The sequence below is a fragment of the Nocardioides sp. AN3 genome (assembly GCF_054653495.1).
Genome location: NZ_BAAIGC010000030.1, coordinates 37,853 through 63,908, shown reverse-complemented (window position 1 = coordinate 63,908; position 26,056 = coordinate 37,853). Strand labels below are relative to the sequence as shown.

26 protein-coding genes are annotated in these 26,056 nt (G+C 71.4%); 14 read left to right on the top strand and 12 right to left on the bottom strand.

What is annotated here, in order from left to right; all coding sequences use genetic code 11:
- The 5 genes from ACYQ1K_RS23130 to ACYQ1K_RS23110 form a co-directional block, all read left to right on the top strand.
- On the top strand, nt 1–776 hold a 776-nt coding region (locus ACYQ1K_RS23130), incomplete at its 5' end, for an HNH endonuclease signature motif containing protein (protein ID WP_459985699.1).
- A gap of 146 nt (nt 777–922) precedes the next feature.
- The gene (locus ACYQ1K_RS23125; protein WP_459985698.1) at nt 923–1,531 is read left to right on the top strand and encodes a methyltransferase; all 609 of its coding nucleotides are present in this window, start codon (nt 923–925) and stop codon (nt 1,529–1,531) included.
- A gap of 105 nt (nt 1,532–1,636) precedes the next feature.
- Nucleotides 1,637–2,095, top strand: coding sequence for an SRPBCC family protein (locus ACYQ1K_RS23120; protein ID WP_459985697.1), 459 nt, complete (start codon nt 1,637–1,639; stop codon nt 2,093–2,095).
- Nucleotides 2,096–2,201: 106 nt separating this feature from the next.
- Complete coding sequence (locus tag ACYQ1K_RS23115) at nt 2,202–2,504, top strand: hypothetical protein (protein ID WP_459985696.1); 303 nt, start codon at nt 2,202–2,204, stop codon at nt 2,502–2,504.
- 157 nt (nt 2,505–2,661) lie between these two features.
- On the top strand, nt 2,662–2,835 hold the full coding sequence (locus ACYQ1K_RS23110; RefSeq protein WP_459985695.1) for a hypothetical protein: 174 nt from the start codon (nt 2,662–2,664) through the stop codon (nt 2,833–2,835).
- Nucleotides 2,836–2,994: 159 nt separating this feature from the next.
- Here the strand turns inward: ACYQ1K_RS23110 and ACYQ1K_RS23105 are convergent, their stop codons facing one another.
- On the bottom strand, nt 2,995–3,459 hold the full coding sequence (locus ACYQ1K_RS23105) for a phage tail protein (protein ID WP_459985694.1): 465 nt from the start codon (nt 3,457–3,459) through the stop codon (nt 2,995–2,997).
- 188 nt (nt 3,460–3,647) lie between these two features.
- Between ACYQ1K_RS23105 and ACYQ1K_RS23100 the strand changes: the two genes are divergently transcribed.
- The 5 genes from ACYQ1K_RS23100 to ACYQ1K_RS23080 all read left to right on the top strand — a co-directional run bounded on the left by ACYQ1K_RS23100 (nt 3,648) and on the right by ACYQ1K_RS23080 (nt 8,258).
- Nucleotides 3,648–4,091, top strand: a complete 444-nt coding sequence (locus tag ACYQ1K_RS23100; protein ID WP_459985693.1) for a hypothetical protein — start codon at nt 3,648–3,650, stop codon at nt 4,089–4,091.
- 176 nt (nt 4,092–4,267) lie between these two features.
- Entirely contained in the window at nt 4,268–5,074 is an 807-nt protein-coding gene (locus tag ACYQ1K_RS23095; protein WP_459985692.1) for a polyprenol monophosphomannose synthase, read from the top strand.
- Nucleotides 5,067–7,229: a glycosyltransferase gene (locus ACYQ1K_RS23090; RefSeq protein ID WP_459985691.1), complete on the top strand. Its 2,163-nt coding sequence runs from the start codon at nt 5,067–5,069 to the stop codon at nt 7,227–7,229. Before ACYQ1K_RS23095 ends, ACYQ1K_RS23090 begins: the two co-directional genes overlap by 8 nt.
- Nucleotides 7,230–7,236: 7 nt before the next feature.
- Complete coding sequence (locus tag ACYQ1K_RS23085; RefSeq protein WP_459985690.1) at nt 7,237–7,983, top strand: PIG-L family deacetylase; 747 nt, start codon at nt 7,237–7,239, stop codon at nt 7,981–7,983.
- A gap of 77 nt (nt 7,984–8,060) precedes the next feature.
- Nucleotides 8,061–8,258 (top strand): hypothetical protein, encoded by a 198-nt coding sequence (locus ACYQ1K_RS23080; protein ID WP_459985689.1) that lies wholly within the window; start codon nt 8,061–8,063, stop codon nt 8,256–8,258.
- Here the strand turns inward: ACYQ1K_RS23080 and ACYQ1K_RS23075 are convergent.
- Nucleotides 8,244–8,786, bottom strand: coding sequence for a M50 family metallopeptidase (locus ACYQ1K_RS23075; protein WP_459985688.1), 543 nt, complete (start codon nt 8,784–8,786; stop codon nt 8,244–8,246). The two genes, ACYQ1K_RS23080 and ACYQ1K_RS23075, sit on opposite strands and share 15 nt — an antisense overlap.
- Nucleotides 8,787–8,861: 75 nt before the next feature.
- On the bottom strand, nt 8,862–10,469 hold the full coding sequence (locus tag ACYQ1K_RS23070) for an APC family permease (protein WP_459985687.1): 1,608 nt from the start codon (nt 10,467–10,469) through the stop codon (nt 8,862–8,864).
- 134 nt (nt 10,470–10,603) lie between these two features.
- On the opposite strand from ACYQ1K_RS23070, the gene ACYQ1K_RS23065 reads away from it, so the two are divergent.
- Entirely contained in the window at nt 10,604–12,184 is a 1,581-nt protein-coding gene (locus ACYQ1K_RS23065) for a phospholipase D family protein (RefSeq protein WP_459985686.1), read from the top strand.
- Nucleotides 12,185–12,187: 3 nt separating this feature from the next.
- Here the strand turns inward: ACYQ1K_RS23065 and ACYQ1K_RS23060 are convergent, their stop codons facing one another.
- Genes ACYQ1K_RS23060 through ACYQ1K_RS23050 form a run of 3 tightly spaced genes read right to left on the bottom strand, consistent with a single transcriptional unit; the run spans nt 12,188 to nt 14,014 of the window.
- The gene (locus ACYQ1K_RS23060; RefSeq protein WP_459985685.1) at nt 12,188–12,553 is read right to left on the bottom strand and encodes a hypothetical protein; all 366 of its coding nucleotides are present in this window, start codon (nt 12,551–12,553) and stop codon (nt 12,188–12,190) included.
- Nucleotides 12,554–12,611: 58 nt separating this feature from the next.
- Nucleotides 12,612–13,253: an IMPACT family protein gene (locus ACYQ1K_RS23055; RefSeq protein WP_459985684.1), complete on the bottom strand. Its 642-nt coding sequence runs from the start codon at nt 13,251–13,253 to the stop codon at nt 12,612–12,614.
- Nucleotides 13,250–14,014: a TSUP family transporter gene (locus tag ACYQ1K_RS23050; RefSeq protein WP_459985683.1), complete on the bottom strand. Its 765-nt coding sequence runs from the start codon at nt 14,012–14,014 to the stop codon at nt 13,250–13,252. Before ACYQ1K_RS23050 ends, ACYQ1K_RS23055 begins: the two co-directional genes overlap by 4 nt.
- A 66-nt stretch (nt 14,015–14,080) precedes the next feature.
- Here ACYQ1K_RS23050 and ACYQ1K_RS23045 point away from each other — a divergent pair, with 66 nt between their 5' ends.
- Together ACYQ1K_RS23045 and ACYQ1K_RS23040 are read left to right on the top strand one after the other, a co-directional pair.
- Nucleotides 14,081–14,548 carry a helix-turn-helix domain-containing protein gene (locus ACYQ1K_RS23045; RefSeq protein WP_459985682.1) on the top strand — a complete coding sequence of 156 codons (468 nt, stop codon included), beginning with the start codon at nt 14,081–14,083 and terminating at the stop codon, nt 14,546–14,548.
- 10 nt (nt 14,549–14,558) lie between these two features.
- Nucleotides 14,559–14,978, top strand: a complete 420-nt coding sequence (locus ACYQ1K_RS23040) for a VOC family protein (RefSeq protein ID WP_459985681.1) — start codon at nt 14,559–14,561, stop codon at nt 14,976–14,978.
- Nucleotides 14,979–15,062: 84 nt separating this feature from the next.
- On the opposite strand, the gene ACYQ1K_RS23035 is transcribed toward ACYQ1K_RS23040, so the two are convergent.
- Both ACYQ1K_RS23035 and ACYQ1K_RS23030 read right to left on the bottom strand, forming a co-directional pair.
- A complete protein-coding gene (locus ACYQ1K_RS23035) occupies nt 15,063–17,162 on the bottom strand; it encodes a vWA domain-containing protein (RefSeq protein WP_459985680.1) in 2,100 nt (699 codons plus the stop codon).
- Nucleotides 17,155–18,540, bottom strand: coding sequence for a magnesium chelatase ATPase subunit I (locus ACYQ1K_RS23030; protein WP_459985679.1), 1,386 nt, complete (start codon nt 18,538–18,540; stop codon nt 17,155–17,157). The genes ACYQ1K_RS23035 and ACYQ1K_RS23030 overlap by 8 nt, the downstream gene beginning before the upstream one ends.
- Nucleotides 18,541–18,588: 48 nt before the next feature.
- Here ACYQ1K_RS23030 and ACYQ1K_RS23025 point away from each other — a divergent pair, with 48 nt between their 5' ends.
- Nucleotides 18,589–18,702: a YchJ family metal-binding protein gene (locus ACYQ1K_RS23025; RefSeq protein ID WP_459985678.1), complete on the top strand. Its 114-nt coding sequence runs from the start codon at nt 18,589–18,591 to the stop codon at nt 18,700–18,702.
- 48 nt (nt 18,703–18,750) lie between these two features.
- Here ACYQ1K_RS23025 and cydD read toward each other — a convergent pair whose 3' ends face one another.
- The 4 genes from cydD to ACYQ1K_RS23005 form a co-directional block, all read right to left on the bottom strand.
- Entirely contained in the window at nt 18,751–22,020 is a 3,270-nt protein-coding gene (gene cydD / locus ACYQ1K_RS23020) for a thiol reductant ABC exporter subunit CydD (protein WP_459985677.1), read from the bottom strand.
- Nucleotides 22,017–23,033: a cytochrome d ubiquinol oxidase subunit II gene (cydB, locus tag ACYQ1K_RS23015; RefSeq protein ID WP_459985676.1), complete on the bottom strand. Its 1,017-nt coding sequence runs from the start codon at nt 23,031–23,033 to the stop codon at nt 22,017–22,019. The genes cydD and cydB overlap by 4 nt, the downstream gene beginning before the upstream one ends.
- Nucleotides 23,034–23,043: 10 nt before the next feature.
- Nucleotides 23,044–24,498 carry a cytochrome ubiquinol oxidase subunit I gene (locus ACYQ1K_RS23010; protein ID WP_459985675.1) on the bottom strand — a complete coding sequence of 485 codons (1,455 nt, stop codon included), beginning with the start codon at nt 24,496–24,498 and terminating at the stop codon, nt 23,044–23,046.
- Between the two features lie 134 nt (nt 24,499–24,632).
- The gene (locus ACYQ1K_RS23005; RefSeq protein WP_459985674.1) at nt 24,633–26,027 is read right to left on the bottom strand and encodes a cystathionine beta-synthase; all 1,395 of its coding nucleotides are present in this window, start codon (nt 26,025–26,027) and stop codon (nt 24,633–24,635) included.
- Nucleotides 26,028–26,056: the final 29 nt, after the last annotated feature.

Sequence of the window (26,056 nt, the reverse complement as noted above, 5' to 3'; positions counted from 1 at the left end):
ACGGCACCGGCACCGGCACCAGCAGCGGCACCGGCACCGGCAGCGACACCAGCGGCCACGCCAGCAGCGATGGAGGCACTGGCGCCCAGCGCGACGGGAGTCCTTTCGGTGCACCCGGCGGCAGCGCCCCCGACCACTGCAACGGTGCCGGCGGCAACGGCTGTGGCGGCAGCGGCTGTGGCGGCAACGCCGGCAACCCGCCTGCCGCAGGCGCCGACGAGCTGATCGGCATGTTGCACAGCCACACCGGCTACCCACTCGGACCGGTCACCACCGACCAGATCCGACACTGGTGCGGCAGCACCAGCACCGCACAGATCACCGTCAAACCCGTCCTCGACCTCGCCGAGACCCTCCACTCCACCGGCTATGAGCCCTCCGACCGCGTCCGCGACCACGTCACCGCCACCAACCCGACCTGCGTCTTCCCCCACTGCGACCGGCCCTCACTCAAGCTCGACATCGACCACATCGAGCCCTACGACGAGAAGAAGCGCAAACCCGACAAGCCCGACAGCCTGGACGAAACCGACGCCCAGACCTCCACCGACAACCTCGCACCGTTATGCAGACGCCACCACCGAGCGAAGACCTTCGGCCACTGGAACTACGTTCGACTCAGCCCAGGCGAATACCTCTGGACCAGCAAACACCGCTACCAATGGATCACCGACGCCGACGGCACCCGGAAGGTTGAGCCGCGACACACGAGCGAGAAGCGGCCAGACAAGCGGCGCGACGTCCGGCCCGACCCAGAACCACGCTGCCCGCCGTGACGAGCCGCGTCGGTGAGCGACCTCAGCGGTAGGTCTCGGGAAGCTGCTGCCCGATGCGCACCTGCGGCTTCGGCATGCGCAGGGGCCGCAACTGCAGCATGCACCCACCTCGGCATGGATCTGCCGACGCGGGATAACGAGGCGGCGTGTCACAGACGATGAGGTTCGGCGATCTGGAGATCGCCTACGACGAGCGCATCCTTGCGCCCCGGCCCTGGACGATGCTGCAGGCTCACTGGGGAGCCGACATCCTCACGCAGGCGCCAGCGGGTGGCGTGCTCGAGCTCTGCGCGGGAGCAGGCCACATCGGCCTCCTCACGATCAGCCGGCAGCCTCGGCCGCTGGTCGCTGTGGACGACTCGGCGGCGGCGTGCGACTTCGCGCGGCGCAATGCCGCGTCAGCGGGGCTGGGCGAGGTGGTCGACGTACGGCAGCGCGACCTGAACCACGCTGCCGAGCCGGAGGAGCGGTTCGCGCTCGTGCTCGCTGATCCGCCCTGGGTCCCGAGCGAGGAGACCGCACACTTCCCGGACGATCCTCCCGGTGCGATCGATGGCGGGCCAGACGGTCTCGACGCTGCGCGAGCGTGCGTGCGGGTCGCCACCCGCCACCTGCTGCCGGGCGGATCGATCCTCCTCCAGCTCGGCAGTCACGAGCAGGCATGCCGGCTGGAGGGCGACCTGAGCGATCTCGTGGTCACCGAGGTGCGCAACGGCACAGGAGGGGTCGTCGCGCGGCTCCAGCTGCACAGCTGACTCAGACGCCGATAGCGGCCGGAGAACCGAACGCGGCCGGTTGCGCGTCGCCCGACGCGGTTACCGCCTTGTTGAACAGCTCTGAAGTCGAAATCAGGAGATGACATGAGCACCATCGAGAAGAGCATCGACGTCGACGTCCCGATCAGCACCGTCTACAACCAGTGGACGCAGTTCGAGTCGTTCCCGCAGTTCATGGACGGGGTCGAGCACGTCCAGCAACTCGATGACAAGCGGCTGCACTGGAAGGCGAGCATCGCTGGCGTGACCCGCGAGTGGGACGCCGAGATCGTCGACCAGACCCCGGACGAGCGCATCACCTGGCGCGCCGTCGACGGGACCACGAATGTCGGGACGGTGTCGTTCGCGTCAGGCGGCACAGCGGCGACGAAGGTGACGCTTCGCATGGAGGTCGAGCCAGAAGGCATGGTCGAGAAGGCGGGCGACATGTTGAACGTGGTCGAGCACCAGGTCAACGCGGACCTGAAGAACTTCAAGAAGTTCATCGAGTCGCGCGGCACCGAGACCGGCTCCTGGCGCGGCGGCATCAACCCAGGAGACTGAGCCCTCCCCATCGGATAACCGGCCCGGGTGGACCCGGCCCGAACCAAGCCCGCCGACGAGATCCACGAGACCGGAGCCGCCCTGACCGGAGCCGACCGGCCCGGTGATGAGCCAGGGCGACTGCAACGGCGGCTCGGCCCCGGATCTGATGAGCTTCGGCATCGGGATCGTGATCGGGACCGGCATCTTCACGCTCACGAGCGTCGCGGCGAAGGCCTACGACGGCCCTGCCGTGATGCCTGTCCGTCGTGCTCGCGGGCGTGGTCAGCCTGCCCTCGGCACTCTGCTGCGCCGAGCTGGCGCTGCTGTGCCGGCGGCCGGCTCGGCGTACACCTATGCCTACGCCACCATCGGCGAGATCTTCGCCTGGATCATGGCAGGCGGTCGCCGGGGTCTCGGTCTTGAATGAGCCGCGTGCCGCATCAGCATCGGCACCCTCTTCGCGTTCGCGATCGTGTCGCTGGTGACCTCGCTCCTGCGCCGTACGCGCCCGGACCTGCACCCGCCGTTCCGCGCCCCGCTCGCCCGTCCTGCCCCTCGCCTCCGCGGTGCTGCCCGTCGCGCTGATGGCGAACCTGGCCGTCGACACCTCGCTGCACGTCGTGGTCCGGGTCGTCCTCGCCGCTGACCTCCGGAGCGTCGCCCGTTTCAGCCGGGGCGGCGACGGGCACCGACAGCACAAGAAGGACCGAGCCGGCGCTCGCATTGACGGAGCCGCCCGGTTCGGACCGATCACCTGAGCGAAGGAGTCACCCCATGCTGTGGACCATTCTCATCATCCTGCTCATCGTCGCCCTCGTGCTGTTCATCCTCGGCCGCACCCGCGGGCGCCGCGGCCTCTGAGACAGGGCGGGCCCTCTCAGACACCATCTGAGCAGTCGTCGTCAGGGGCGAGGCGATCAGTACTCGCCCTTGACGACGAAGAACGTGCCACGGATCGTGCCGGCCAGCTTCGACTTCTGCCGCGCGAACTTGAACCGCGTGGCGAGCTCCTCGGGGACCTCCATGCCGTCGGAGAGCTTGAACCCGACGGCCCGCTTCCCGCCCTCCGCCAGCGTGTAGAGCACGTTGATCGACAGCCCGGACTCGTAGAACACGTAGGACCACCGGATCCCGTCGACCTCGAACTCCGTCGCCTCCAGCGGAGGAGAGGCGATCACGATGTCACGCTCCTCCTTGAGGATGCGATCCACGCGCTCGACGACGTCGGCGGCCTCACTGGCCGGCTCGACGGTGAAGACGTGTGAGTACTTGTTCTTGAAGTAGCGTGCCTCGTTCGCCCGCAGCCCGGCCAGCGCCTCAGCCACCGGCGACGACTCGAGCCCGACCGTGGAGACGTCTTCGAAGTCGACGACGTAGGACATGGCAACCACCTTCGATCGGGGATCTTCTCGGCGCAACCGTAGCGGGCGGCACCGACCCACACTCCAGGGACGCCGCTCTCGACGCCGGCGACCGGTTCCGGGCGCAAACGGACGAGAACGAGCGGTTCAGAGGCTCCTCGCGCCGGTGCGAGTTGGCCGGACCGGGCGACGTGGGGGACCCTGTGAGCATGACCCCCTGGGAGAACTCGGACACCCCAGCCACGCCGCGAGCTGCCGAGCTGCTGCCGCGTCTTTACGACAGAGCCGGTCAGCGGATCGACTTCGCCGGCTACGTCCAGCTCCACCTCGACAACCCGGGCTGTGAGCACGTCGCCAGCGAGCGGGTCGGTCCCTACTGGGTCTCGACGCTGTGGTTCGGCATCGACGTCGGAGCGGTCCCTGCTCCCCGGCAGCCGGGCAGCCGACGAGCGCCTGCGGTCTACCGCACGCTCATCGAGCGCTTGGACGACGACGCCCCGGACCCCCGGGTCCTGGGGCTCACGCCCGACACGCTGCGCTACGCCACGGAGAGCGACGCCCGCGCGGGACACGCCCACGTGGTCGAGACGATCCTCGAGGTCACCGAGGCGGCCACCGCCGAGCGCCCGGCCGTGCCGGCCTGGCAAGGCTGAGGCGGGCCGCCGGCGAATCCCCCGATCGCCGGCGACCCTGCGAGCCCTGGGCGTCTCGGGCCGCCGGAGGCTCGATCCCTAGGGTGCCCCAGCGGGCCGCTCCTGTCTGCGGAACGGCGAAGATCGCGTCGCCACCTTTCATCCTCGCTTCATCCGCCCCTGCCTACCGTCTGATCATGCGCTGCATGATCGTCGTGCCGACCTACAACGAGTCGGCGTCCGTCGCCGCCCTCCTCGAGGAGATCGCCACGGTCAGGTCGCGCGCCGCCGGCGCATCGATCGACGTGCTCGTCGTCGACGACAGCAGCCCCGACGGCACCGGGGACGTCATCAGGCGGCATCCCGCGTTCGGCGAGTGGCTCCGACTCCTCACCCGCGGCTCGAAGAACGGCCTCGGCGCCGCCTATCGTGCCGGGTTCTCGGTGGCCGTCGAGGACGGGTACGACGCCATCGTCCAGATGGACGCCGACGGGTCGCATCCCGCCAGCGAGGTTCCGGCCATGCTCCACCTCCTGGACGACCATGACGTCGTCATCGGGTCGCGCTACGTGCCCGGGGGCGCCACCGTGAACTGGCCTGTGGAGCGGCGGATGCTGTCCGGGGCCGCCAACGCCTACGCTCGGTCCATGCTCCGGCTCACGACCCGCGATGCCACGTCCGGCTTCCGCGCCTGGCGGCGCTCGAGCCTGGCCGCGGCCCACGTGCTCGACTCGACCTCCACGGGCTACGGGTTCCAGGTCGAGAACACCTGGCGCTCCGAGCGCGCGGGGCTCCGCGTCGCCGAGCACCCGATCACCTTCACCGAGCGGACCGCGGGGGCGTCGAAGATGACCACCGACGTCGCGCGCGAGGCCGCCGTCCGGATCCTTCGCTGGCGGCTCGGCGAGCTCAGGGCCGGTCGCGCCGCCCCGGTGCCCGCCCCCGGTGACGTGCCGCGTGACGTGCGGCGTGACCCGCAGCGTGAGCCGGCCGCCCATGAGTAGCGCGCGGGTGCGAGCCCGGGTGCGCTTCTTCGCCTCCTGGGCCCTGGCGATCGCCCTGCTCACGATCGGGCTCCCCCGTGCCGTCGACGTCTCCTGGCACGGCGTCATGCCGGTGCTCCGCTCGATCCACTGGCCGGCCGCCGTCGCGCTGGTCGGCCTGTGGCTGCTGGGACTGTGGGTGCACTCCTTCGTTCTGACCGCCGCCGCACCCAGCCTCACCCACCGGCGCGCGCTGACGTTGAACGTCACCGGCAGCGCCGTCTCGAACGTGCTCCCGCTCGGCGGTGCGGCCGGCGTGGAGCTGAACCGCCGGATGATGAAGGCGTGGGGCATCGACACCCGCGACTTCACCGGCTACACGTTCCTCACCAACCTGTGGGACGTCGGCGCCAAGCTGCTCCTGCCCGTCCTGGCCGTGCTCGCGCTCGCCCATGCCGACGAGGTGACCGGGCAGCTGCGCGCTGCGGCGATCCTTGCCGGAGTCTGCTTCGTCGGCCTCGCCGCCGTCGCGACGGCTCTCCTGGCGAGTCCGCACGCCGCCCAGGTCGTGGGCGGCTTCGTCGAGCGGCTGGCGAGCCGAGCGCTGCGCCTGATCCATCGCGACCGGGAGATCCACGTCGTCGAGACCCTCCTCGAGGTCCGGCGCGAGTGCGTCGGACTGGTGGTCCGAGGCTGGCTGCGGATGTCGCTCGGCATCAGCGGCTACCTGGCGCTCCAGGCCGTGCTGCTCGGGGCCTGCCTGCACCTGACCAGCGCGGGGTGCAGCTGGGCGGAGGTGCTGGCCGCCTTCGCCGTCGAGCGGCTCTTCACGGTCGTCCCCATCACCCCGGGAGGCGTCGGGATCGCCGACCTCGGGCTGGTCGGCACCCTCCTCGCCCTCGGCGGCGACCCCGCGGGCGTCACCGCGGCCGCCGTCCTCTACCGCCTGTTCATCTTCGCCGTGGAGATCCCCGTTGGCGGGAGCGCCCTCGGGGTCTGGCTGCTCGGACAGCGGCTCACCGAGCGGCGCGCGCCGGTGCTGATGCGAGCGCCCGGACCGGCGCGGCGGATCGCTCACGTGACCGACGTCTTCCTTCCCCGCCTCGGGGGCATCGAGACGCACGTCGACGAGCTCGTCCGCCAGCAGCGGTCCCGTGGCCTCGACGCGGAGGTCCTCACTCCGCCTCGACCGTGCGAGGGCGACCCCGGCTGGGTGCATCGGCTCCCCGCTGCCCAGGCCCGCCGCGTCGTCAGGGACTACGACGTCGTGCACGTGCACGTCTCGATGCTGTCGCCCTACGGGATCGCCGTGGCGCGAGCGGCCATGGCCGCGGGCATCCCCACCCTGGTGACGGTGCACTCGATGTGGGCCGGCGCCGGCGGCATCCTCCGAGTGGCCGCACTGGCGGGTCTGCGCCGCTGGCCCGTGGCGTGGTCGGCGGTGAGCAGCGCAGCGGCGGAGACGTTCGGCCGCTCGCTCCAGGGCATCACGGTCGAGGTACTTCCCAACGCCGTCGACGTCGCCGCGTGGCGGCCCGCGTTGCGCGACGTCGCCGAGCCTGACGACGACCGTCCCGTGACTCTCGTGAGCGTGATGCGCCTCATGCCCCGCAAGCGCCCGCTCCAGCTCCTGCGGATGCTGCGCCGGGTGCGCGAGCTGACCCCCGAGGTCGACGTCAGGCTCGTCATCGTCGGGGACGGCCCCCTCCGGCGTCGAACGGAGCGGTATGTGCGCCGCCATGGCCTCGCTGAGCACGTCCGCATCACGGGTCGGATCCCGCGCGAGCGCGTCATCGACGAGCTGCTCGCGTCGACGATCTACGTCGCGCCGGCCGCCAAGGAGTCCTTCGGCCTGGCAGCCCTCGAGGCGCGTTGCGCCGGGTTGCCGGTCGTGGCGCACCGGTCAAGCGGTGTCGCCGAGTTCGTCCGCGACCGGGTCGACGGGGTGCTCGCGGCCGACGACGTCGAGATGACCGTCGCGGTCGCCGACCTGGTCCGCGACGCGAGCCTGCGCAACCGGATCGCCGACCACAACCGACGGGTCGCCCCGGCCTTCGACTGGACGGACTCCCTGGACCGCACCCAGGCGCTCTACCGCGCCGCGGCCGCACGGGTGGCCCCGGCCGCGGACGCGCCGGCCTCGCTGGTGCCGTCGGCCCTGGCCATCGAGGGGTGAGCCAGCGGTGGCGACGATCGTCTCGTTGCACGCCCACCCCGATGACGAGGCACTGCTGACGGGCGGGTGGCTCGCCCAGCGTGCTGCCGCGGGTGACCGCGTCGTGCTGGTGTTCGCCACCGACGGCGGCGCCGGGCTGGCGGCCGCCCACGAGCAGGGGGCCCTGGCCACCGCGCGGCGAGCCGAGGCGGCGGCCTCCGCACGCGCCCTGGGCGCCGCACGCGTCGCATGGCTGGGCTACGACGACTCCGGCATGGCGGGGGCGCCGACGACCGCGGCGAACCGATTCGTCGACGCAGGGGTCGACGCACCCGCCCGGGCGGTCGCGACGATCGTGGACGAGGAGGACGCCGACGTCCTCACCGGCTACGACGCGAACGGCGGCTACGGGCACCCCGACCACGTCCAGGTCCATCGGGTCGCCCGTGAGGCGCAGCGCCTCGCGTCACGTCGCCCACGGCTGTGGGAGGCCACCATGGACCGGACCTGGCTGCTGAGGGCCCTCCGGGTCGTCCGGCCGGTGGCACGGCTGCTGCCGGGCCTCACGATCCCGGGCGAGGAGATCTACAGCGACCGTGCGGAGGTGTCGCACCGGGTCGACGTACGCGACCAGGTCGGCGCGAAGCGGGCCGCGCTCGCCGCGCACGCCTCCCAGGCCGGCGGAGGCATCCGGACCGTCGCCCTCGTCCTGGCCCTCCCCGGCCCCGCGGCGCGCCTGGTGCTGGGCCGCGAGTGGTTCCACGAGGTCCCCTGACGACGATTCGGTGGAGCGCGCGGGGGTACCAGCCGGGGGTGCGTCGGCAGAAGGCCCGCGCGGGGAGGAGAAGATCGATGGCGGACCAGGCGAAGCGTGCGGCCCAGGAGGCGTTGTACGCCGCGATCCAGAGCCAGGCCGAGTCGAACATGAAGGCGGCATTGCAGGCGAGCGAGAAGGCGGCGCTGCTGCGCGAGCTCGCAGAGGCCTATCGCCTCACGGCCGGCGGGTCCCTACCTGACGGCACCGGCCAGCGGCGGTCAGCCCAGACCTAGCGAACCGTCCGATCCTCCCCCTCTCGGGGGTGGGCGGACCCACGCATGCAGCACGCGGTCGCCGTCGCTTCGCGCGACGCCCGGGACCAGGTTGACCAGGCCGTCGAAGAGCGCCAGCAGACCCGCCCAGGCGAACGGCGTCGTGAAGGTCGTGCTGACGTTGACGTATGCCAGCGCGATCAGCAGGCTCGCCAGCGGGCCGCCCAACGCGACCAGGCTCTCGGCGAGCGCGGTGTCACCGCGCGAGCCGGGCCTGGCCACCTCGATCTGGACGGCCGCGCCGGCCTTGAGCACGAGGCGGAGGGGTCGTCGGCCCAGGGCCACTCCGACGAGCGCGTGCCCGAGCTCGTGGAACAGCACGGCCACCACCGCCAGCCCGGTGAAGGCCGCTGCGTGCGCGACGATCCCGTCGCGGCCGCCGTAGAGGAAGTGGCCACCGGCGACGGCTGTCACCCAGCCGGCCACGCCGTACGCCGCCAGCAGCACCAGCCAGGACCACCTGATCTCCAGCTGGAAGTGCTGCTCCATCCGTCCAGAGTGCCGTCTGGGAGGCACCGCCGCGAGAGACCGTCCCCTCGATTGGCGATGGCGTGCGCGCGAAAGTCAGTCCGCCCGTTCCGCTCCAGTCGCCTCGAGGTCGTCGTGGAGGTGGTGGCGGACGCCGCGGTCCGGGCGAGCGATGGCGAAGAGGATGAGCCCGACCAGGGTGATGACCGCGATGACGGTCAGCGTGATCCAGTCGAGGTTGAAGTAGGCCCGTGGCGAGCTCAGGCCGGTGGGGAGCACCACGTTGATCAGCATCAGTCCGAGGTAGGCGAGGGCGAGCCAGGTCACCAGCGTGCCCCAGCGGCCGAGGGTGAACTTGCCCTCGGGCACCCAGCCGCGGGCTCGGGCCACGGCTGCCGCGATCACCGTCAGCAGGAAGGACAGGTAGATGCCGCTGACCCCGAACGAGACCAGTGCGACGAGCGCGTTGACGCCACCGGGGTAGGTGATGAACAGGAACTTCTTGTCGTGGGTGGGCGAGGCGAAGACCAGAAGCACGAACAGGGCGGTGATGACGGCGCCAGCGATGAGCGCGTTGACCGGCGTGCGGAACCGCTCGTGCACACGGCGCAGCCACCCCGATCCCGGGAGGGCCTCGTCGCGGGCGTAGGAGAACGCCAGCCGGCTGCCGGCGCCCTGGATGGACGTGCCGCAGGAGAAGAACGCGAAGATGATCATGAGGAGCAGGAAGTCCTGGATGCCGGAGGGCAGCTGGTCGAGGATCGACGGCACGCCGCCGGTCACGGCGGCACTCACGCCCTTCGGCCCGTTGCCCGGGATCGCGAGCAGGAGGGCGGCAGTGAGGACGATCGAGGCGATCCCGCCCCAGATGACGGCCAGACGCATCGCCCTCGGCACCTGGCGGCCGGCGTCCTTGGTCTCCTCGGAGATGTCGCCGGCGGACTCGAAGCCGTAGTAGATGTAGACCGGCGCCAGCACGGCGATCAACCCGGCGGCCAGCCACGAGCCGTGGAAGTTCAGGCCGAGCGCGTTGGTGGCCCCGTGCGTCTGTCCCTGCGTGGAGAAGAGGTAGCCCAGGTCGTGGTGGAAGCCGTGGATGGCCAGGATGAGGGCGATGCCGAAGGTGCCGACGATCTCGACGTAGACCCCGAACTGGGCGACCCGGCCCATCACCTGGGCGCCCGTGATGTTGAGGACGGTCTGGATCAGGAGGAGCCCGACGGTGATGAGCAGGATCGTGAGGTGGTCGGCGGGGTCGAGGCCCCACCCGAACCAGTTGTGCGTGAGCGCGGCGAAGTAGGCCACCACGCCGGTGTCGACCGCTGCGACCGTGATCAGCAGCGCGAGGCCGTAGAACCAGCCCACGAACCAGCCGTAGGCGGGGCCGACGGAGAACTTCGAGTACTGGTAGAGCGCACCGGCGACCGGATAGTGGCTGGCGAGCTCGCCGAAGACGAGCGCGACCAGCAGCATCCCGGCGATCGGGATGAGGTTCAGCCAGATGTAGGCCGGACCGCCGGTGCCGAGGCCGAGCACGAACAGGGAGTAGATGCCCACCATCGGGGAGAGATAGGTGAACGCGACCGAGAAGTTGGCGAAGAGTCCGAGGACTCGTCGCAGCTGCGGCTGGTAGCCCAGGCTGGCCAAGCGGGCATCGTCCGCGTCGTGGCCGGCGTCGGCGGCGTGCACACCTCGTTCACTCATGGTGCTCTCCTCTTCTCCTGCTGCCTCTTTCCTGGTGGGCCTCTCCCGTAGCGGGGCTCGTGATCACAGGCTGCACCCACCAGCACCGCTGGCGCTAGATGCGAACGCTTGCGCGAGTGCGGCATGCTCGGGGCATGGTCGAGCCCGCGGACTGGTTGCTGACGAAGTCGGAGCGCGCCAACCCGGAGACGCGGCTCGACGACCTGCACGAGGGTGAGGCGGCCTGGTCGACCGGCAACCTCGTCCGCCCGCTGATCCACGGGGCGACGTACTTCCGCGCGCTCCACGACGCACTGGAGGCGACCCGCCGCGGCGACCTGGTCCTCTTCACCGACTGGCAGGGCGACGCCGACGAGCGGCTCACCGGTGAGCCGGGCAGCGAGGTCGTCGAGGTCATCGCCCGAGCCCACCGACGTGGCGCGGCCGTGCACGGTCTGGTGTGGCGCTCCCACCTCGACCAGACGGGGTTCTTCGCGACCGAGAACCGCCACCTCGGCGAGCAGCTGCAGAGGCGGGGCGCCGAGGTGCTCCTCGACATGCGCGTGCGCGCCGGCGGGTCGCACCACCAGAAGTTCGTCGTGATCCGGCATCGGGACGACCCGAGCCGCGACGTCGCGTTCGTCGGGGGCATCGACCTCGCCCACAACCGGCGAGACGACGCAAACCACGGCGGCGACCCCCAACCGCAGCCGCTGACGAAGGAGTACGGCGCACATCCGCCGTGGCACGACGTCCAGGTCTCCCTCCAGGGGCCCGCGGTCCACGACGTCGAGACCGTCTTCCGGGAGCGCTGGTGCGACCCGGCGCCGCTCTCCCGGGCGCCGTGGCGCCGCGCGGCCGACAGGATCCGCGGGCTCGACAGCTCGCCGGACCGCCTGCCGGAGCAGACACCGCCACCGCCTCCGGCCGGCGAGCACATCGTGCAGCTGCTGAGGACCTATCCGGACCTCGGCGTCGGACGGGGCTACCCGTTCGCGCCAGGTGGCGAGCGCAGTGTCGCGCGCGGCTACGCCAAGGCGGTACGCCGTGCCGAGCGACTCGTCTACGTCGAGGACCAGTACTTCTGGGGCCACGACGTCGGGCGTGTCTTCGAGGAGCAGCTGCGGGCACAGCCGGAGCTGCGCCTCATCATCGTCATCCCGGTGGTGCCCGACCTCGACGGCCTCAACCGCGTGCCGCAGCTGCTCGGACGGCACCGGGCGATCGACCAGCTCGTGCGCGCAGCGCCCGACCGGGTGGCGGCGTACGGCCTCGAGAACCACGCCGGCGTGCCCGTCTACGTGCATGCCAAGGTCTGCCTGGTCGACGACATCTGGGCCAGCACGGGCTCGGACAACTTCAGCCGCCGCTCCTGGACCCACGACTCCGAGCTGACCGCCGTCGTGCTCGACGAGGACTACGCCCGGGACCTGCGGCTGACCCTCGCCGCCGAGCACCTCGACCGGCTCGACGAGGTGGCCGACCGAGGTCTGGCGGCGACGATGAGCGACTGCCTCGACCCGGCCGGCATGTTCGACGCCTACGCCGACCGGGCCGACGAGCTCGACGCCTGGCACGCCTCGGGCAGGCGAGGGGCTCGTCCGCCGGGGCGGCTGCGCCGTCTCCCCCTCCCCCCGCTCAGCGCGGCGCAGCACCGCTGGGCTGCGCTGCCGCTCGACGTGCTGCACGACCCCGACGGCCGACCGCCGGCGCTGCGGAGGGCTGATCGGTACTGAGCGTCAGCAGACGGCCTTGCCGCCGGCGTAGTCGGGCGGCGCGGGCCCGTCGGAGTGGTACGGCGCGCGGTGGAGCACCGAGCTCGTCGGCTCGATTCGGATCTCCTCGCCCTCGACAGTCGCGGTGCCGTCGACCAGCAGGGTGAAGCCCTTCTCGGCCGTCGGCGGGCAGAGCAGGGTGACGTGCGGGTTCGCCGCCACGTTGGCACTGCTGGAGCGTCCGGCGCCGACGACCACGCGGCCGTCGAGGAGTCGCGGCCGCACCGAGACGGCCCGCGTCGTCGCGTCGGCGGTGACCGTGAGCAGGTAGCCTTCGGCGTACTGCTCGAGGGCGAGGCCGAGGTCGGCCGCTGCGACCGGATAGCTCATGTGCTCGACCCTAGAGCCGGGGCGTGCGCACTGACCAGCACGAGGACTCTCGGGATCCTCAAGGACGGTCGACCCAGCGGTCCTGACCCTGCTCGAGGACTCCGGCTCCGGCGGTGAGCTCGGCGACGAGCGCGGCCAGCCGCGGCTGGTCGTCCGGCGGTGCGCCGAGCGTGAGGTGCGCCGAGGCGTCGTACGACGTCGCGAGGACCGCGACCCCTGCCGACCTCAGGCTGCTCTCGACCCGGCCCGCGGCGTTGTGGGACACGGTGAGGGTCAGCTCGCGCACCAGCTCACGGCGGAGCGTGCCGGCCTCCTCGAGAGCAGCGCGGACGGCGTCGGAGTAGGCCCGCACCAGCCCACCGGCGCCGAGCAGCGTGCCGCCGAACCACCGGGGGACGACCGCGACCAGGTCCGAGACGCCCGCGCCTCCCGCGTGACCGCGGAGGACCTCCAGCATCGGCGCGCCCGCCGTGCCGGCCGGTTCGCCGTCGTCGTTGGACCGCTCGAGGGGCTGCGGCGGCGATCCGACTCTCAGAGCCAGGCAGTGGTGCCGTGCGTCCCAGTGCTCCCGGCGCAGGCGTTCGAGCACGGCGCGCGCCTCGACCTCGGACCCGACGCGCCGCACGGTGGCGAGGAACCGGGACCGCCTGACCTCGATCTCGGCCTCGCCGGGTCGCGCGATCGTCAAGTAGTGGCTCACCACACCCCCAACAGGTCGCCGCCGATCCGGACGATGAAGCCGGAGACGACGACGATGAAGAAGATCCGCACGAACCGCGTCCCACGCGAGACCGCCGTTCGCGCGCCGAGCCAGCCGCCGAAGAGGTTGCAGGCCGCCATGACGAGCCCGACGCGCCAGATGACAGCACCCTGCGGGATGAACACGCACAGCGCGGCCAGGTTGGTGGCGACGTTGGCGATGCGGGCCTTCGCGGAGGCCTCGAGGAAGTTGTAGCCGAGCAGGCCGACGAGCCCGATGACGAAGAAGCTGCCCGTCCCCGGACCCAGCGCACCATCGTAGAACCCCACGCCGAGACCGAGGGCGATCGCCGCGATCGTGTGATGGTGCCCGGCGAACCGCAGCTCGGTGACCTCGCCCAGGCTCGGCCGGAACAGCACCCACGCCCCCACGAGGACGAGGGCGACGAGCACGATGGGCTCGAACACGCTCGACGGCAGGTGCGACGCGACGGTCGCCCCCATGACCGAGCCGAGGAAGGCGGCGATCATCAGTGGCACGAACGTGCGCGGATCGGGGCGCACGCGGCGGTAGTAGGTGGCCGAGGCCATCGTCGTGCCGAAGATCGACGACAGCTTGTTGGTCGCCAGCACCTGCACCGGGGCGGCGTTCGGCAGGCCGAGGAGGAGCGCCGGCAGCTGGATCAGCCCGCCGCCCCCGACCACCGCGTCCACGAACCCCGCTGCGACCGCGGCGAGGGCTAGCAACAACACAGAGGGCATCCTCCCTGGTGTGAAGTCCAGCGTGACCTCTGGGTCACTGATGGCTTCACACGAGAGGATGAACGCATGCTCATCGAGCGGCATCTGCTGCGTGCCAAGGACCAGATGGACGCGCGGTACGCCGAGCCGCTCGACATCGCTGCCCTCGCCCGTGCTGCCGGCCTCTCCCCCGCGCACTTCAGCCGGCTGTTCAAGCAGGCCTTCGGCGAGAGTCCGCACGCCTATCTGCTGACACGGCGACTGGAGCGGGCGGCGGCGCTGCTGCGCAACACCGACCGGAGCGTCGCCGACATCTGCGTGATGGTGGGGCTCTCCTCGGTCGGCAGCTTCACGACCAGCTTCAAGCGGATGTTCGGCGCCGCACCGACCGAGTACCGGGCTGCCTACCCCGCCATCGCCGACCGGGTGCCGCTGCCGAGCTGCGTGGTCCGCGTGCATGGTCGTCCCCAACGGCGCACGTTTCGAGAAGACGGCGCCCCTACCCCTTCCGTAGCGTCGACCCCGACGGACCCGGCCGGGTCCGAGAACCCGTGAGGAGCAGCAGATGATCAAGATCAACACCGCCCAGGTGTGGGTGCTCGACCAGGACGAGGCCGTGGCCTTCTGGACCGAGAAGGTCGGCTTCGAGGTCCGCGAGGACGCGTCGTTCCCCGAGCTGGGTGACTTCCGCTGGGTGACCGTCGGCGCACCGGGACAGGACGCCCCGACGCTGGTGCTCATGGCCATCCCCGGCGCGCCGGTCTTCCCCGACTCGACTGTCACCGAGATCAAGTCGCTGCTGGCCAAGGGGCACTCGGGCGGCATCTTCATGGAGACAGACGACGTCCAGAAGGCCTATGAGGAGATGTCGGCCAGGGGTGTCGAGTTCACCGACCTGCCCGAGCGGCGGCCCTACGGGATCGACGCCGGCTTCCGCGACCCGTCGGGTAACTCCTACCGGATCATGCAGCCGCTGCCGGAGTGAGCGGCGATGTGCGAGTGGGTGCGCGGGACGTCATACGACCCGGCTGTTTGGACAGCCACCCCGTATGACGTCCTGGGCCGCGACTCAGCCGGCCCACCAGCCGCGGCCGCCCCAGCCGCCGAAGCCGTCGAACCCGGGGCGGTTCGAGCGAGACCCCAGGTAGGAGCCGACGACCGCTGCGCCGAGGTCGTCGAGCTCCGGCGCGATGACACGGCCCTCCACACGGTCGGCCATCGAGTCCACGAAGCGCGCCAGCCCGGGGTCGTCACCCAGGCGGAAGAACGTCGTCTGGGCGCCGAGACGGCGGGCGTTGTCGAGCTCGCGGACGGCGTAGGCGATCGTCAGCGGGTGCGGCGGATAGGAGAAGAAGACCTCGCCGTCGGACTCCAGGTGTGACGTCGGCTCCCCGTCGGTGACGACGAGAAGCACCGCCTGGGCGGTCGGATGCTTGCGGAAGTGGCGGTTCGCCAGCAGCAGGGCGTGATGCAGGTTGGTGCCCTTGTCCCACATGGCATCGAGCGCAGTGAGCTCCTCGATCTCCATCGTGCGAGCGGCCCGGCCGAAGCCGATGAGCTGGAGGTCGTCGCCTCGGAAGCGCGACCGGATCAGCGTGTGCAGCGCCAGCGCGGTGCGCTTCATCGGCACCCAGCGTCCGTCCATCGCCATCGAGAAGCTCGTGTCGACCAGCAGGGCGACGGCCGCCTGGGTGCGGTCCTCGGTCTCCTGGACCTCGATGTCGTCCACGGTGAGGCGGAGCGGCGTCCGGGTCTCGATACGCTCGCTTGCGCTCGCTACTCGATCAGCAACCCCTCCGCTGGCGCCTGCTCCGCTGGTCGAGTGGCCCGAGCCGCTAGGCGAGGGCGTATCGAGACCGCCCGCGGTGCGGCGGACCGCATTCGTGATCGTGCGGGGGACGTCCCACGGCTCGGTGTCGCCGAACGCCCAGGGCCGCGTCGATCCGGACAGGTCGCCCGCGGCACCGGCGCGGCGCAGGTCTCGCTGGCCCTGACGACCGTTCATCCGCTCGGCGACGTCCTTGAGGAGCGCCTTGCCGAGCTGGCGCATCGCCTTCGGCGTGAGCCGGAGGTCGCCGTCGGAGCCGCGCTCGAGCTGACCGGTGTCACGCAGGGCCCGCTCGATCTCGGCGAGCGTGCGCGCGTCGACGGCCGCGTCGTCTCCGAGCTGCCGCGCGAGCGCGTCCAGGTCGACGTCGTCGAGCCGGCTGCCGGCGTAGGACTGGGAGAGCTGCTCGGAGAGCTGGTCGAGCTCGGCGAGATCCTGCAGGACACCGGTGCCGTCGCCGAGGCCCAGGCCCTCCTGGCCGTCGAACTGCTCCGAGCCTCCCCAGTCCTCGCCGGGTCGCAGCATCTGCAGGTTGGCGTCGAGCCGCGCGAGCGACTCCATGAGCGCCGGGGAGCCGAACGCCTGCTGCGAGAGCTGCATGAGCTCGGCGCGCTGCTCCGGTGACATCGAGTTCAGCATCCGCTGGGCAGCGGCCGCGCGCTGGGCGAGCGCGTCGAGGAGCTCGTCGATGTTCTGGGGGCTCTCGGGGAAGAAGTCGCCGTGCTTGTCCATGAACTCGGCGAAGTCCTCCGGGGTGTCCTCCCCCATCGCATGCTTCTCCAGGAGCTCGTTGAGGTCGGTGAGCATCTCGTTGATGGCCGCACGATCCTCGTCGCTCGCCCCCTCGAGCGCCTCCTTCATGCCGGCGAAGCGCTGGTCGAGCAGCTCACGCCCGAGCAGGTCCTTGATCTGCTCGTAGGCCTCGCGGGCCTCGGAGCTCTGCCAGTCGTACGACGACAGCTCGGTCACCGCCGCCGCGGTGTTGGGCGGCAGCGAGTCCAGACGCATCGCCCGGAAGGCTCTGTCGGCGTCGTCCATCATCGCGTCGCGGGCGAGCTGCTTGCGCTCCTCGAGCACCGCCTTGTCGAGCAGCTCGCGGACCTCGTTGAGCGTGCCGTCGAGGTTGTGCCTCCGGGTCAGCTCGCGGCGCTTCTCCGCCACCTGGCGGGCGAGGTCGTCGAGGCCGCGCTGGTCGCGACCGCCGCGCCGGAGGAACTCGCGCATCGCACGCTCGGGGCTGTAGCCGGCCATGACGTCCTGCCCGATCGCATCGAGCGCCTCGGCGAGGTCGACCGGCGGGGCGAGCGGGTCGCCGCCGGCGTACTTCTTGTACTTAGCCATAGACCACCTCGTCGCCGTCGGTGTCTTTGCCGATCTTGCGGGCCAGGTAGAGCCCTTCGAGGGCGAGCTCGACCGCGCCGGCGCGCTCCCCGTCGTTCCTCGCGCCGAGCCTGTCGCAGACCTGGTCGTAGACGTCGGACTCCCCCAGCCGGGGGAGGCCGGTGAGGAAGTCCAACGCCGTCATGCGGCCGCTGGTCGTGACCATGGCGCCGTTCTCGATGGCGTCGACCAGCAGCGCGAAGTCGATCCCGCGGAAGTGCTGGCGCACGGTCTCCGCAGTCGCCGTGCGCAGCAGGTGGGTGAGGATCTCGGCCTCGCGACCCTCCTCGCCGGACTCGAACTCCACCTTGCCGCCGAGCACGTCGACGGCCGTGTGCAGGTCGACCACGCGTGCGACGGGCTCCTCGCCGAAGACCGTCGCGCGGTGGAGGGCGGCCGCCGCGATCGTCTCGGCGCCTGCGATGGCGAAACGGGCGCTCACGCCGCTGCGCTGGTCGACGGCCGAGGACTCGCGCAGGTTGCGGGTGAAGCGGGCGAGGATCTCGACGAGGTGGTCGGGCACGTCGGCGACCAGCGCGGCCTCCTGGCGGATCACCGCCACCTCGGCGTCGAGCTCGGAGGGGTAGTGCGTGCGGATCTCCGCACCGAACCGGTCCTTCAGCGGCGTGATGATGCGGCCGCGGTTGGTGTAGTCCTCCGGGTTGGCGCTGGCCACGACGAGCACGTCGAGCGGCAGCCGGAGCACGTAGCCACGGATCTGGATGTCGCGCTCCTCCATCACGTTCAGCATCGCGACCTGGATCCGCTCGGCCAGGTCGGGCAGCTCGTTGATCGCGACAATGCCGCGGTGGCTGCGCGGGATGAGCCCGAAGTGGATCGTCTCGGGGTCACCGAGGGACCGTCCCTCGGCCACCTTCATCGGGTCCACGTCGCCGATCAGGTCGGCCACGGAGGTGTCGGGGGTGGCGAGCTTCTCGGAGTACCGCTCGCTGCGGTGACGCCACTCGACCGGCAGCTCCTCGCCCAGCTCGGCCGCGAGCCGGCGGGAGGCGACGGTGATCGGGTCGTAGGGGTGCTCGCCGAGCTCGCTGCCGCCGATGACGGGCGTCCACTCGTCGAGGAGGCCGACCATGGTGCGCAGCAGCCGCGTCTTGCCCTGGCCGCGCTCGCCCAGCAGGACGACGTCGTGACCCGCGATGAGCGCCCGCTCGAGCTGCGGGATGACGGTGTCCTCCAGGCCGTGCAGACCGGGCCAGGCGCTCTCGCCGCTCCTCAGCTTGGCGAGCAGGTTGTCGCGGATCTCCCGGCGCAGCGGCTTGTGGACGTGGCCGCTCGCGCGCAGCTCGCCCAGGGTGGTGATCGAGGGGGTCTCAGGCACGGGGATCACGCTACGCCCAGCAAGCAAGCGGAGGGCCTGTCCGCCTGCATGTCGCCGCCCTCCGCCTACCGTTCGCGAGACGGCAAAGGCGAGCTGCACGAGCGCAGCCGGTTCGAGCAGCGTGCCGGGCGGTGGCTCTACGTCGACGGCGAGGTCGGCTGAGGCCGGTTACGTACACGGGTACACCGAAGTCGCCATTCGGCGGGCTCGTCACGCTCGGCCGGCGGACCTGGGACCGACTTCGGTGTACCCGTGTACGTGGTCCTCGATCTCGACCACGCGGTCGACGAGATCGAGACCGGCCTCGGCGTGGGTGATCCAGAGGACGCTGCGCCGCGGCGTCTCGAGCACCTCGCGCGCGAGCGCCTCGGCGGTCGCCGTGTCGAGGTGAGCAGTCGGCTCGTCGAGCACCAGCACGTCGTGGTCGGCCAGCAGACTCCGTGCGACGGCGAGGCGGGCCCGCTCTCCGCCGGAGACCTGCGCACCACCCTCGCCGAGGCGGGTCTGCAGACCGTCGGGGAGGTCGTCGAGCCAGTCGCCGAGGTGTGCCTGCCGCAGGGCAGCCTCGACCTCGCCGTCGCTGGCGGCCGGCCGCGCGAGGCGGACGTTCTCGACGACACTGGAGGCGAAGACGTGGGGGTCGTCGTCGACGAGGCCGACCGTGCGGCGCACGTCGTCGAGCGCCAGTGCCGGCATCGCTGTCGCGCCGAGCCGCATCTCGCCGGCGGTCGGGTCGACGAACCGGAGCATGAGCGCCGCCATGGTGCTCTTCCCCGACCCGCTGGGGCCGGTCACCGCAACGCGCTCGCCGGGAGCAAGCGCCAGGTCGAGCCCGCCGAGCACGCGGCGCTCGCCCCAGGCCACCTCGACCTCATGAGCCGTGATGCCGCTGCCCGCCGGCGCCACCACGAGCACCGGGTCCGTCACGGCCGGCGCGCAGCTCTCGAGCTCGGCCAGGCGCTGCTCGGCCGCGCTGGTGCGCGCCGCGACCGCGCCCGCATCGGCCAGCGTGCCGACAGGCTCAGCGAGCGCGAGCGGCGTGAGTGTCAGGAGCGCGAGGACCGGCCCGCTCACCTCGCCCGAGACCAGAGCGGCGACGGCGGCGACGCCGACGCCCGCGGTCACCAGGACGAGGGCCCGCGCGGCGGCGAGCCAGCGCGCGGACGTGACGGTGGCCGCGCTCAGCTGCCCGCCGGCGCCGTCCAGCCGGGCGATCGCGCGGTCCTCGGCCTGCCAGATGCGGAGCTCGGTCGCCGCCTCGACCGCCTCCGCGACGCGTTCCGAGACGGCGGCGCGGCCGGCGACGGCCGCCCACTCGGCTCGGGTGGCGCCGGCACGAGCCAGCCCGTAGGCCGCGGCGCCCATCACGCAGAGCCCCAGGACGACGGCGCCCGCGCGGAGGTCGAGCAGCGCAGTCACGGCCGTCGCGACGACACCGGTCACGAGGAAGGCGCGCACCGGCAGCCTGACCCGCAGCTGCCGGTCGAGGACCGCATCGACGTCGTCGACGATCGAGGCCAGCACGTCGCCGCGGCGCTTGCCCAGGCGGCCGGGGGTCAGCGGCACGACGGCGTCGTAGACCTGCACCCGCCGCGTCGCGAGCAATCGCAGCGCACGGTCGTGGGAGAGGAGCCGCTCGGCGTAGCGCAAGGCCGGCCGGGCGATCCCGAACGTCCGCACCCCGACGATCGCGACGAGCAGTGTCAGGACGGCCGGCTCGTACGACGCCTGCACGATCAGCCACCCCGCCGTCGCCGTCAGCGCGACGCCGGCGGTGCTCGCAAGACCGCCCAGGACCGCCGAGACGTCGATCCGCCCAGCCAGAGAGGTCGACCCGCTCACCTCCAGTGGTCGATCCGCTCGCACCGCGGCGTCGGTCCGGGGCGGCCGCACCTGGTCCGCAGCCGGAGGCCGGCGCAGCTCGACGACGCGGTCGGCGAGTGCGACGAGGGCCGGCCGGTGTGCCACGAGTACGACGGCCCGCGACCGTCCGAGCTCGGCGACGGTCTCGCCGATGATGCGCTCGGTGTCGCGGTCGAGGTGGGCCGTCGGCTCGTCGAGCAGCACCCAGGGCCGATCGGAGACGATCACCCGAGCGAGCGCGAGCCGGGCCCGCTCCCCGGCCGAGAGCGTGAGTCCGTCCTCGCCGAGCTCGTCGGTCAGCTCGACGCGGTCGTCCAGCGCCACGCGTCGCAGCACCGCCCGCAGCTCGTCGTCGGTGGCGGACGGCCGAGCGAGCCGGAGGTTGTCAGCGACCGTGCCGGCCAGGAAGACCGGTCGCTGCGGCAGCAGGGCGATCCGGTCGGGCGCCGGGAGGTCGACGTACCCCGTGGTCGGCGGGAGGAGGCCGGCGAGCACGGCGAGCAGGGTCGACTTGCCGCACCCGGAGGGGCCGACGACGGCGGTGATGCCCCGGGGTTCGACCGCGAGGGAGACCGGTGCGAGCGCGGGCGCCGAGCGGCCAGGGTAGGTCACGGACACGGCGTCGACGGCGCACGACCCGAGAGCTGACGGCCCAGAGCTCGCGACTCGACCGACCACAACCCCGGACTCGGCGGACGACGACCCGAAGGTGGCAGCTCCCTCGGCGGCGGCGTGGAACTCGGCGCCCACCCGGCGCAGCGGCCAGTAGGCCTCGGGCGCGAGCAGCAGCACGACGAGGGCGGTCTGCAGCTCGAGGGAGCCGGACGCGAGCCGGAGGCCGACGGTGACGGCGACGAGGGCGACCGAGAGCGTCGCGACCAGCTCGAGGACCGCCGAGGAGGCGAACGCGATCCGGAGCGTTCGCATGGTGCGGCGGCGGTAGCGGTCGGTCACCGCGGCGATGACGGACGACTGCGCCCGGGCGCGGCGGAAGGCGACGAGCGTCGGCAGGCCGCGCATGACGTCGAGGAAGTGGCCGGCCAGGTCCGCGAGCGCTCGCCACTGCGACTCGGCGCGGTCGCGGGTGGCGAGGCCGACGAGGATCCCGAAGACGGGGATCAGCGGCAGCGTGGCCAGCACGATGACCCCCGAGAGCGGATCGACGACGGCGATCGCGACCACCACCAGCACGGGGAGCACACCAGCGAGCACGAGGGCGGGGACGTAGCGGGTCAGGTAGGGCTCGGTCGCAGCAGCTCCGCGGGTGGCCAGCGCGGTCACCGCCCCCGACGAGCCCGCGCGCTCACCACGCAGGGCGGATCGGACGACACGGCGGCGTACGTCGGCCCCCACCTGCACCGCCGCTCGCGCCGCGGCCACGTCGGAGATCCAGCTGACCAGGGCACGCGCCGCGAAGACACCGATCACCACGGCGGCCGGACCGGCCAGGGACGCTCCTCCGGGGCCGGCCGGCAGCGCCGCCAGCACGAGGCCGGTCACCGCCCAGGCCTGGCCCACGAGGAGCAGCGCCCCGAGCACGCCGCACACCAGCACGACAGCCAGCGGGCGGGCCGCGACGACGAGCTGGCGGCGTACGGCGGGGTCGGTCGGCCTCATGCGACCAGCTCGTGCTCGTGCACGGGGATGTGGTGGATCGAGATCCGCTTGCGGAAGACCCAGTAGGTCCAGGCCTGGTAGAGCAGGACGAGGGGTGTGAAGACCGCGGCGACGATCGTCATCACCGTGAGCGTGTAGTGCGTGGCCGAGGCGTTGGATGTCGTGAGCGAGACGCCGTCGGCCAGCGTCGTCGGCAGGACGTCCGGGAACAGCCCGACGAACAGGCCGGCCACCGCACATGCGAGCGCGACGAAGGTGCCGAGGAAGGCCCAGCCCTCCCTGCCGCGTGCCGCGGCGACCAGTGCCGCCAGCACCGACAGCGCAGCAAGTGCGAAGAGGACGGCCGATGCGGCGTTGCCGGTCAGAGCCTGCGTCCACGCCATGAAGACGACGGCGAGCGCCGCGGCCACGAGGCCGATCCGGACGGCGAGCACCCGGGCCCGATGCCGGATGTCGCCGTCGGTCTTGAGCGCCACGAACATCGCGCCGTGAGTGGCGAAGAGGGTCAGCGTGACGAGCCCGCCGAGGAGGGCGTAGGGATTGAGCAGCGTCCACAGCGACCCGGTGAACTCCAAGTCGGCGTCGATCGGCACCCCGTGCACGATGTTGGCGAACGCCACTCCCCACAGGAAGGCCGGCACGAACGACCCGACGATGACCGCCCGGTCCCACCAGCCGGCCCACGTGGAGCCGGGGCGCTGGTGGCGGTACTCGAAGGCGACGCCGCGCACGATCAGGGCGAGCAGGATGAGGAGCAGGGGGAGGTAGAAGCCGGAGAAGAGGGTGGCATACCACTCCGGGAACGCGGCGAAGGTCGCGCCGCCCGCGGTGAGCAGCCAGACCTCGTTGCCGTCCCAGACCGGGCCGATCGTGTTGATCATGACGCGCCGCTCGCGGTCGTCGCGGGCCAGCACGGGCAGCAGCATGCCGACACCGAAGTCGAAGCCCTCGAGGACGAAGTAGCCCGTCCACAGCAGGGCGATGAGGCAGAACCAGACGGTGGTGAGCTCCATGATCGGCCTCTCAGTACGCGAAGTTCAGGGGGCGGTCGGCGTCGTCGGGGTCCTGCCGCCAGGTCGGCGACGGCGGCTCGACGAAGTCGTCCGCGCCGCGCTTGATGTAGCGGAGGAGGAGCCCGACCTCGACGACGGCGAGGACCGCGTAGAGCAGCGTCAGACTGCTGAGCGAGATCCACACCTCCGTCGGCGACACGCCGGGCGAGACGGCGTTGCGCGTCGTCATCAGGCCGAAGACCACCCAGGGCTGGCGGCCCATCTCGGTGAAGATCCAGCCCATCGAGTTCGAGAGCAACACGAACACGGGCACCGTGATCGCAAGCGGCGCGAACCAGCGGGCGGTCGGCGTCCGACCCTTGCGGGTGAGCCAGAGCAGGAGGGCCGCGCCGGCGGCCCCGGCTGCGCCGAGCCCCATCATCCAGCGGAAGGACCAGTAGGTGACCGGGATGATCGGGGTGTAGTCCTCAGGCGTGTAGGAGGACGCGCCCGGGTCCGAGCCGTACTTCTGGCGGTACTCCGCCCGCAGCTGGTTGATGCCCTCGACCTTCTGGTCGAAGTGGCCGGTGCCGAGGAACGACAGCAGGCACGGCACCTCCAGCGCCCACTTCTTCTCCTTGCCGTCGCGGGTGCCGATGGTGAAGACCGAGAACGGCGCACAGGTGTCGGAGGTGTTCCACAGGGCCTCCGCGGACGCCATCTTCATCGGCTGGACGTCGGTCATGATCTTGCCCTGGACGTCGCCGGTGAAGGCGACGACGAGCCCGGCGCCGAACAGGACCCACGCGCCCAGTCGCATCGAGCGGCGGTAGAGCGACCGGTCTTCGCGTCGCCGTCCCCGGACGTAGAGCCAGGCGCTGACGCCGATGACGAAGGCGGCACCGGTCATGTACGCCGCGGCGATGACGTGCGGGAACGTGCCGAGCTGGACCTTGTTGAACATCACGGCCCAGAAGTCGGTCAGCTCGGCGCGACCCGAGGTCCGGTTGTACCGGTAGCCCACAGGGTGCTGCATCCACGAGTTCGCGGCGAGGATGAACCAGCTCGAGGCGAGCGTGCCGAGGTGCACGATCCACATGCAGGCGGCGTGCAGGCCGCGCGGCAGCTTGTCCCAGCCGAAGATCCACAGCCCGATGAAGGTGGACTCGAGGAAGAACGCCAGCAGCGCCTCGATCGCGAGCGGGGCGCCGAAGACGTCCCCGACGAAGCGCGAGTAGTCCGACCAGTTCATGCCGAACTGGAACTCCTGGACGATGCCCGTCACCACGCCCATGGCGATGTTGATGAGGAAGAGCTTGGCGAAGAACTTGGTGAGCCGGAGCCACTCCTCGCGTTTGGAGACGAGCCAGGTCGTCTCCAGGAGGGCGACGAGGAGGCTGAGGCCGATGGTGAGCGGAACGAAGAAGAAGTGGTAGACGGTCACAATGCCGAACTGCCACCGCGCGAGATCGAGGACGCTATCCACGGCACGGACGCTACACCTTGTGAATGCATTCACAAGGTCGCAAAGGGCCCGAGATCATGGGACCTTCGTCACCTTGTGAATCTCTTCACAAGGGTGCCATCCGCGGTCGCGCGAGCGAAGCGAGCGCCATCTAGCTACCGCGAGAGGTAGGCCAGCAGGTCCTGGCGCGTGAGCACGCCGACGGGCTTCCCGTCCTCGTGCACGAGAACGGCGTCTGCCGACTCGAGCAGCTGCACTGCGGCGCCGGCGGCCTCGGTCGAGCCGATCGTCGGCAGCGAGGGCGACATGTGCTGCTCGACGGAGTCGGTCAGCCGTGCGCTGCCCGTGAAGAGCGCATCCATCAGGCCACGCTCCGAGACCGACCCCGCGACCTCAGCGGCGACGACCGGGGGCTCGGCACGGACGACGGGCATCTGGCTGACGCCGTACTCCTGGAGGATGTGGATCGCCTCGGCGACCGTCTCGCTCGGGTGGGTGTGGACCAGGTCCGGGAGCTGGCCGCTCTTGCCGCGCAGCACCTCCCCCACCGTCTGAGTGGGGGTCTTGCCGCCGGTCGGGAAGCCATACTGCGCCAGCCACGCGTCGTTGAAGACCTTCGTGAGGTAGCCACGTCCGGAGTCGGGCAGGAGCACCACGATGACGGCATCGGTGCGCCCCTCGGCGGCGAGCTCGGCGGCGAGCTGCTTCGCGGCGTACGCCGCCATGCCCGAGGATCCCCCGACCAGCAGTGCCTCCTCGCGCGCGAGCCGGCGCGTGAACGCGAACGAGTCGGCGTCGGAGACCTCGATGATGCGATCCGCGACGTCACGGTCGTAGCACTCGGGCCAGAAGTCCTCGCCCACACCCTCGACGAGATAGGGCCGTCCGGTGCCGCCGGAGTAGACCGAGCCCGCCGGGTCGGCGCCGATCACCTGGACAGCCGGATTCTGCTCCTTGAGGTAGCGGCCGATGCCGGAGATCGTGCCGCCGGTGCCGACGCCGGCGACGAAGTGCGTGATCCGTCCCTCGGTCTGCCGCCAGATCTCCGGGCCGGTGGTCTCGTAGTGGGAGCGGGGGTTGTTGGGGTTGGAGTACTGGTCGGGCTTCCACGCGCCCGGCTGGCTGGAGAGCCGGTCGCTCACGTTGTAGTAGCTGTCCGGGTGCTCGGGCGGCACCGCGGTCGGGCAGACGACCACCTCGGCGCCGTACGCCTTGAGCACGTTGCGCTTGTCCTCGCTGACCTTGTCGGGGCACACGAAGATGCATTTGTAACCCTTCTGCTGGGCCACCATGGCGAGTCCGACCCCGGTGTTGCCGGAGGTCGGCTCGACGATCGTGCCGCCCGGCTGGAGCTCACCCGACGCCTCGGCCGCCTCGATCATCCGTGTGGCGATCCGGTCCTTCACCGAGCCACCCGGGTTCAGGTACTCCACCTTGGCGAGGACGAGCGGGCCGGCCTCGCCGTCGCCGGACGGCAGGTCGAGGGTGCGTCCGAGCTTGAGCAGCGGGGTGTTGCCGATGAGGTCGATGACCGAGTTCGCATACTCCACGTGGCCACACTAGACAGTGGGGGCGTCCC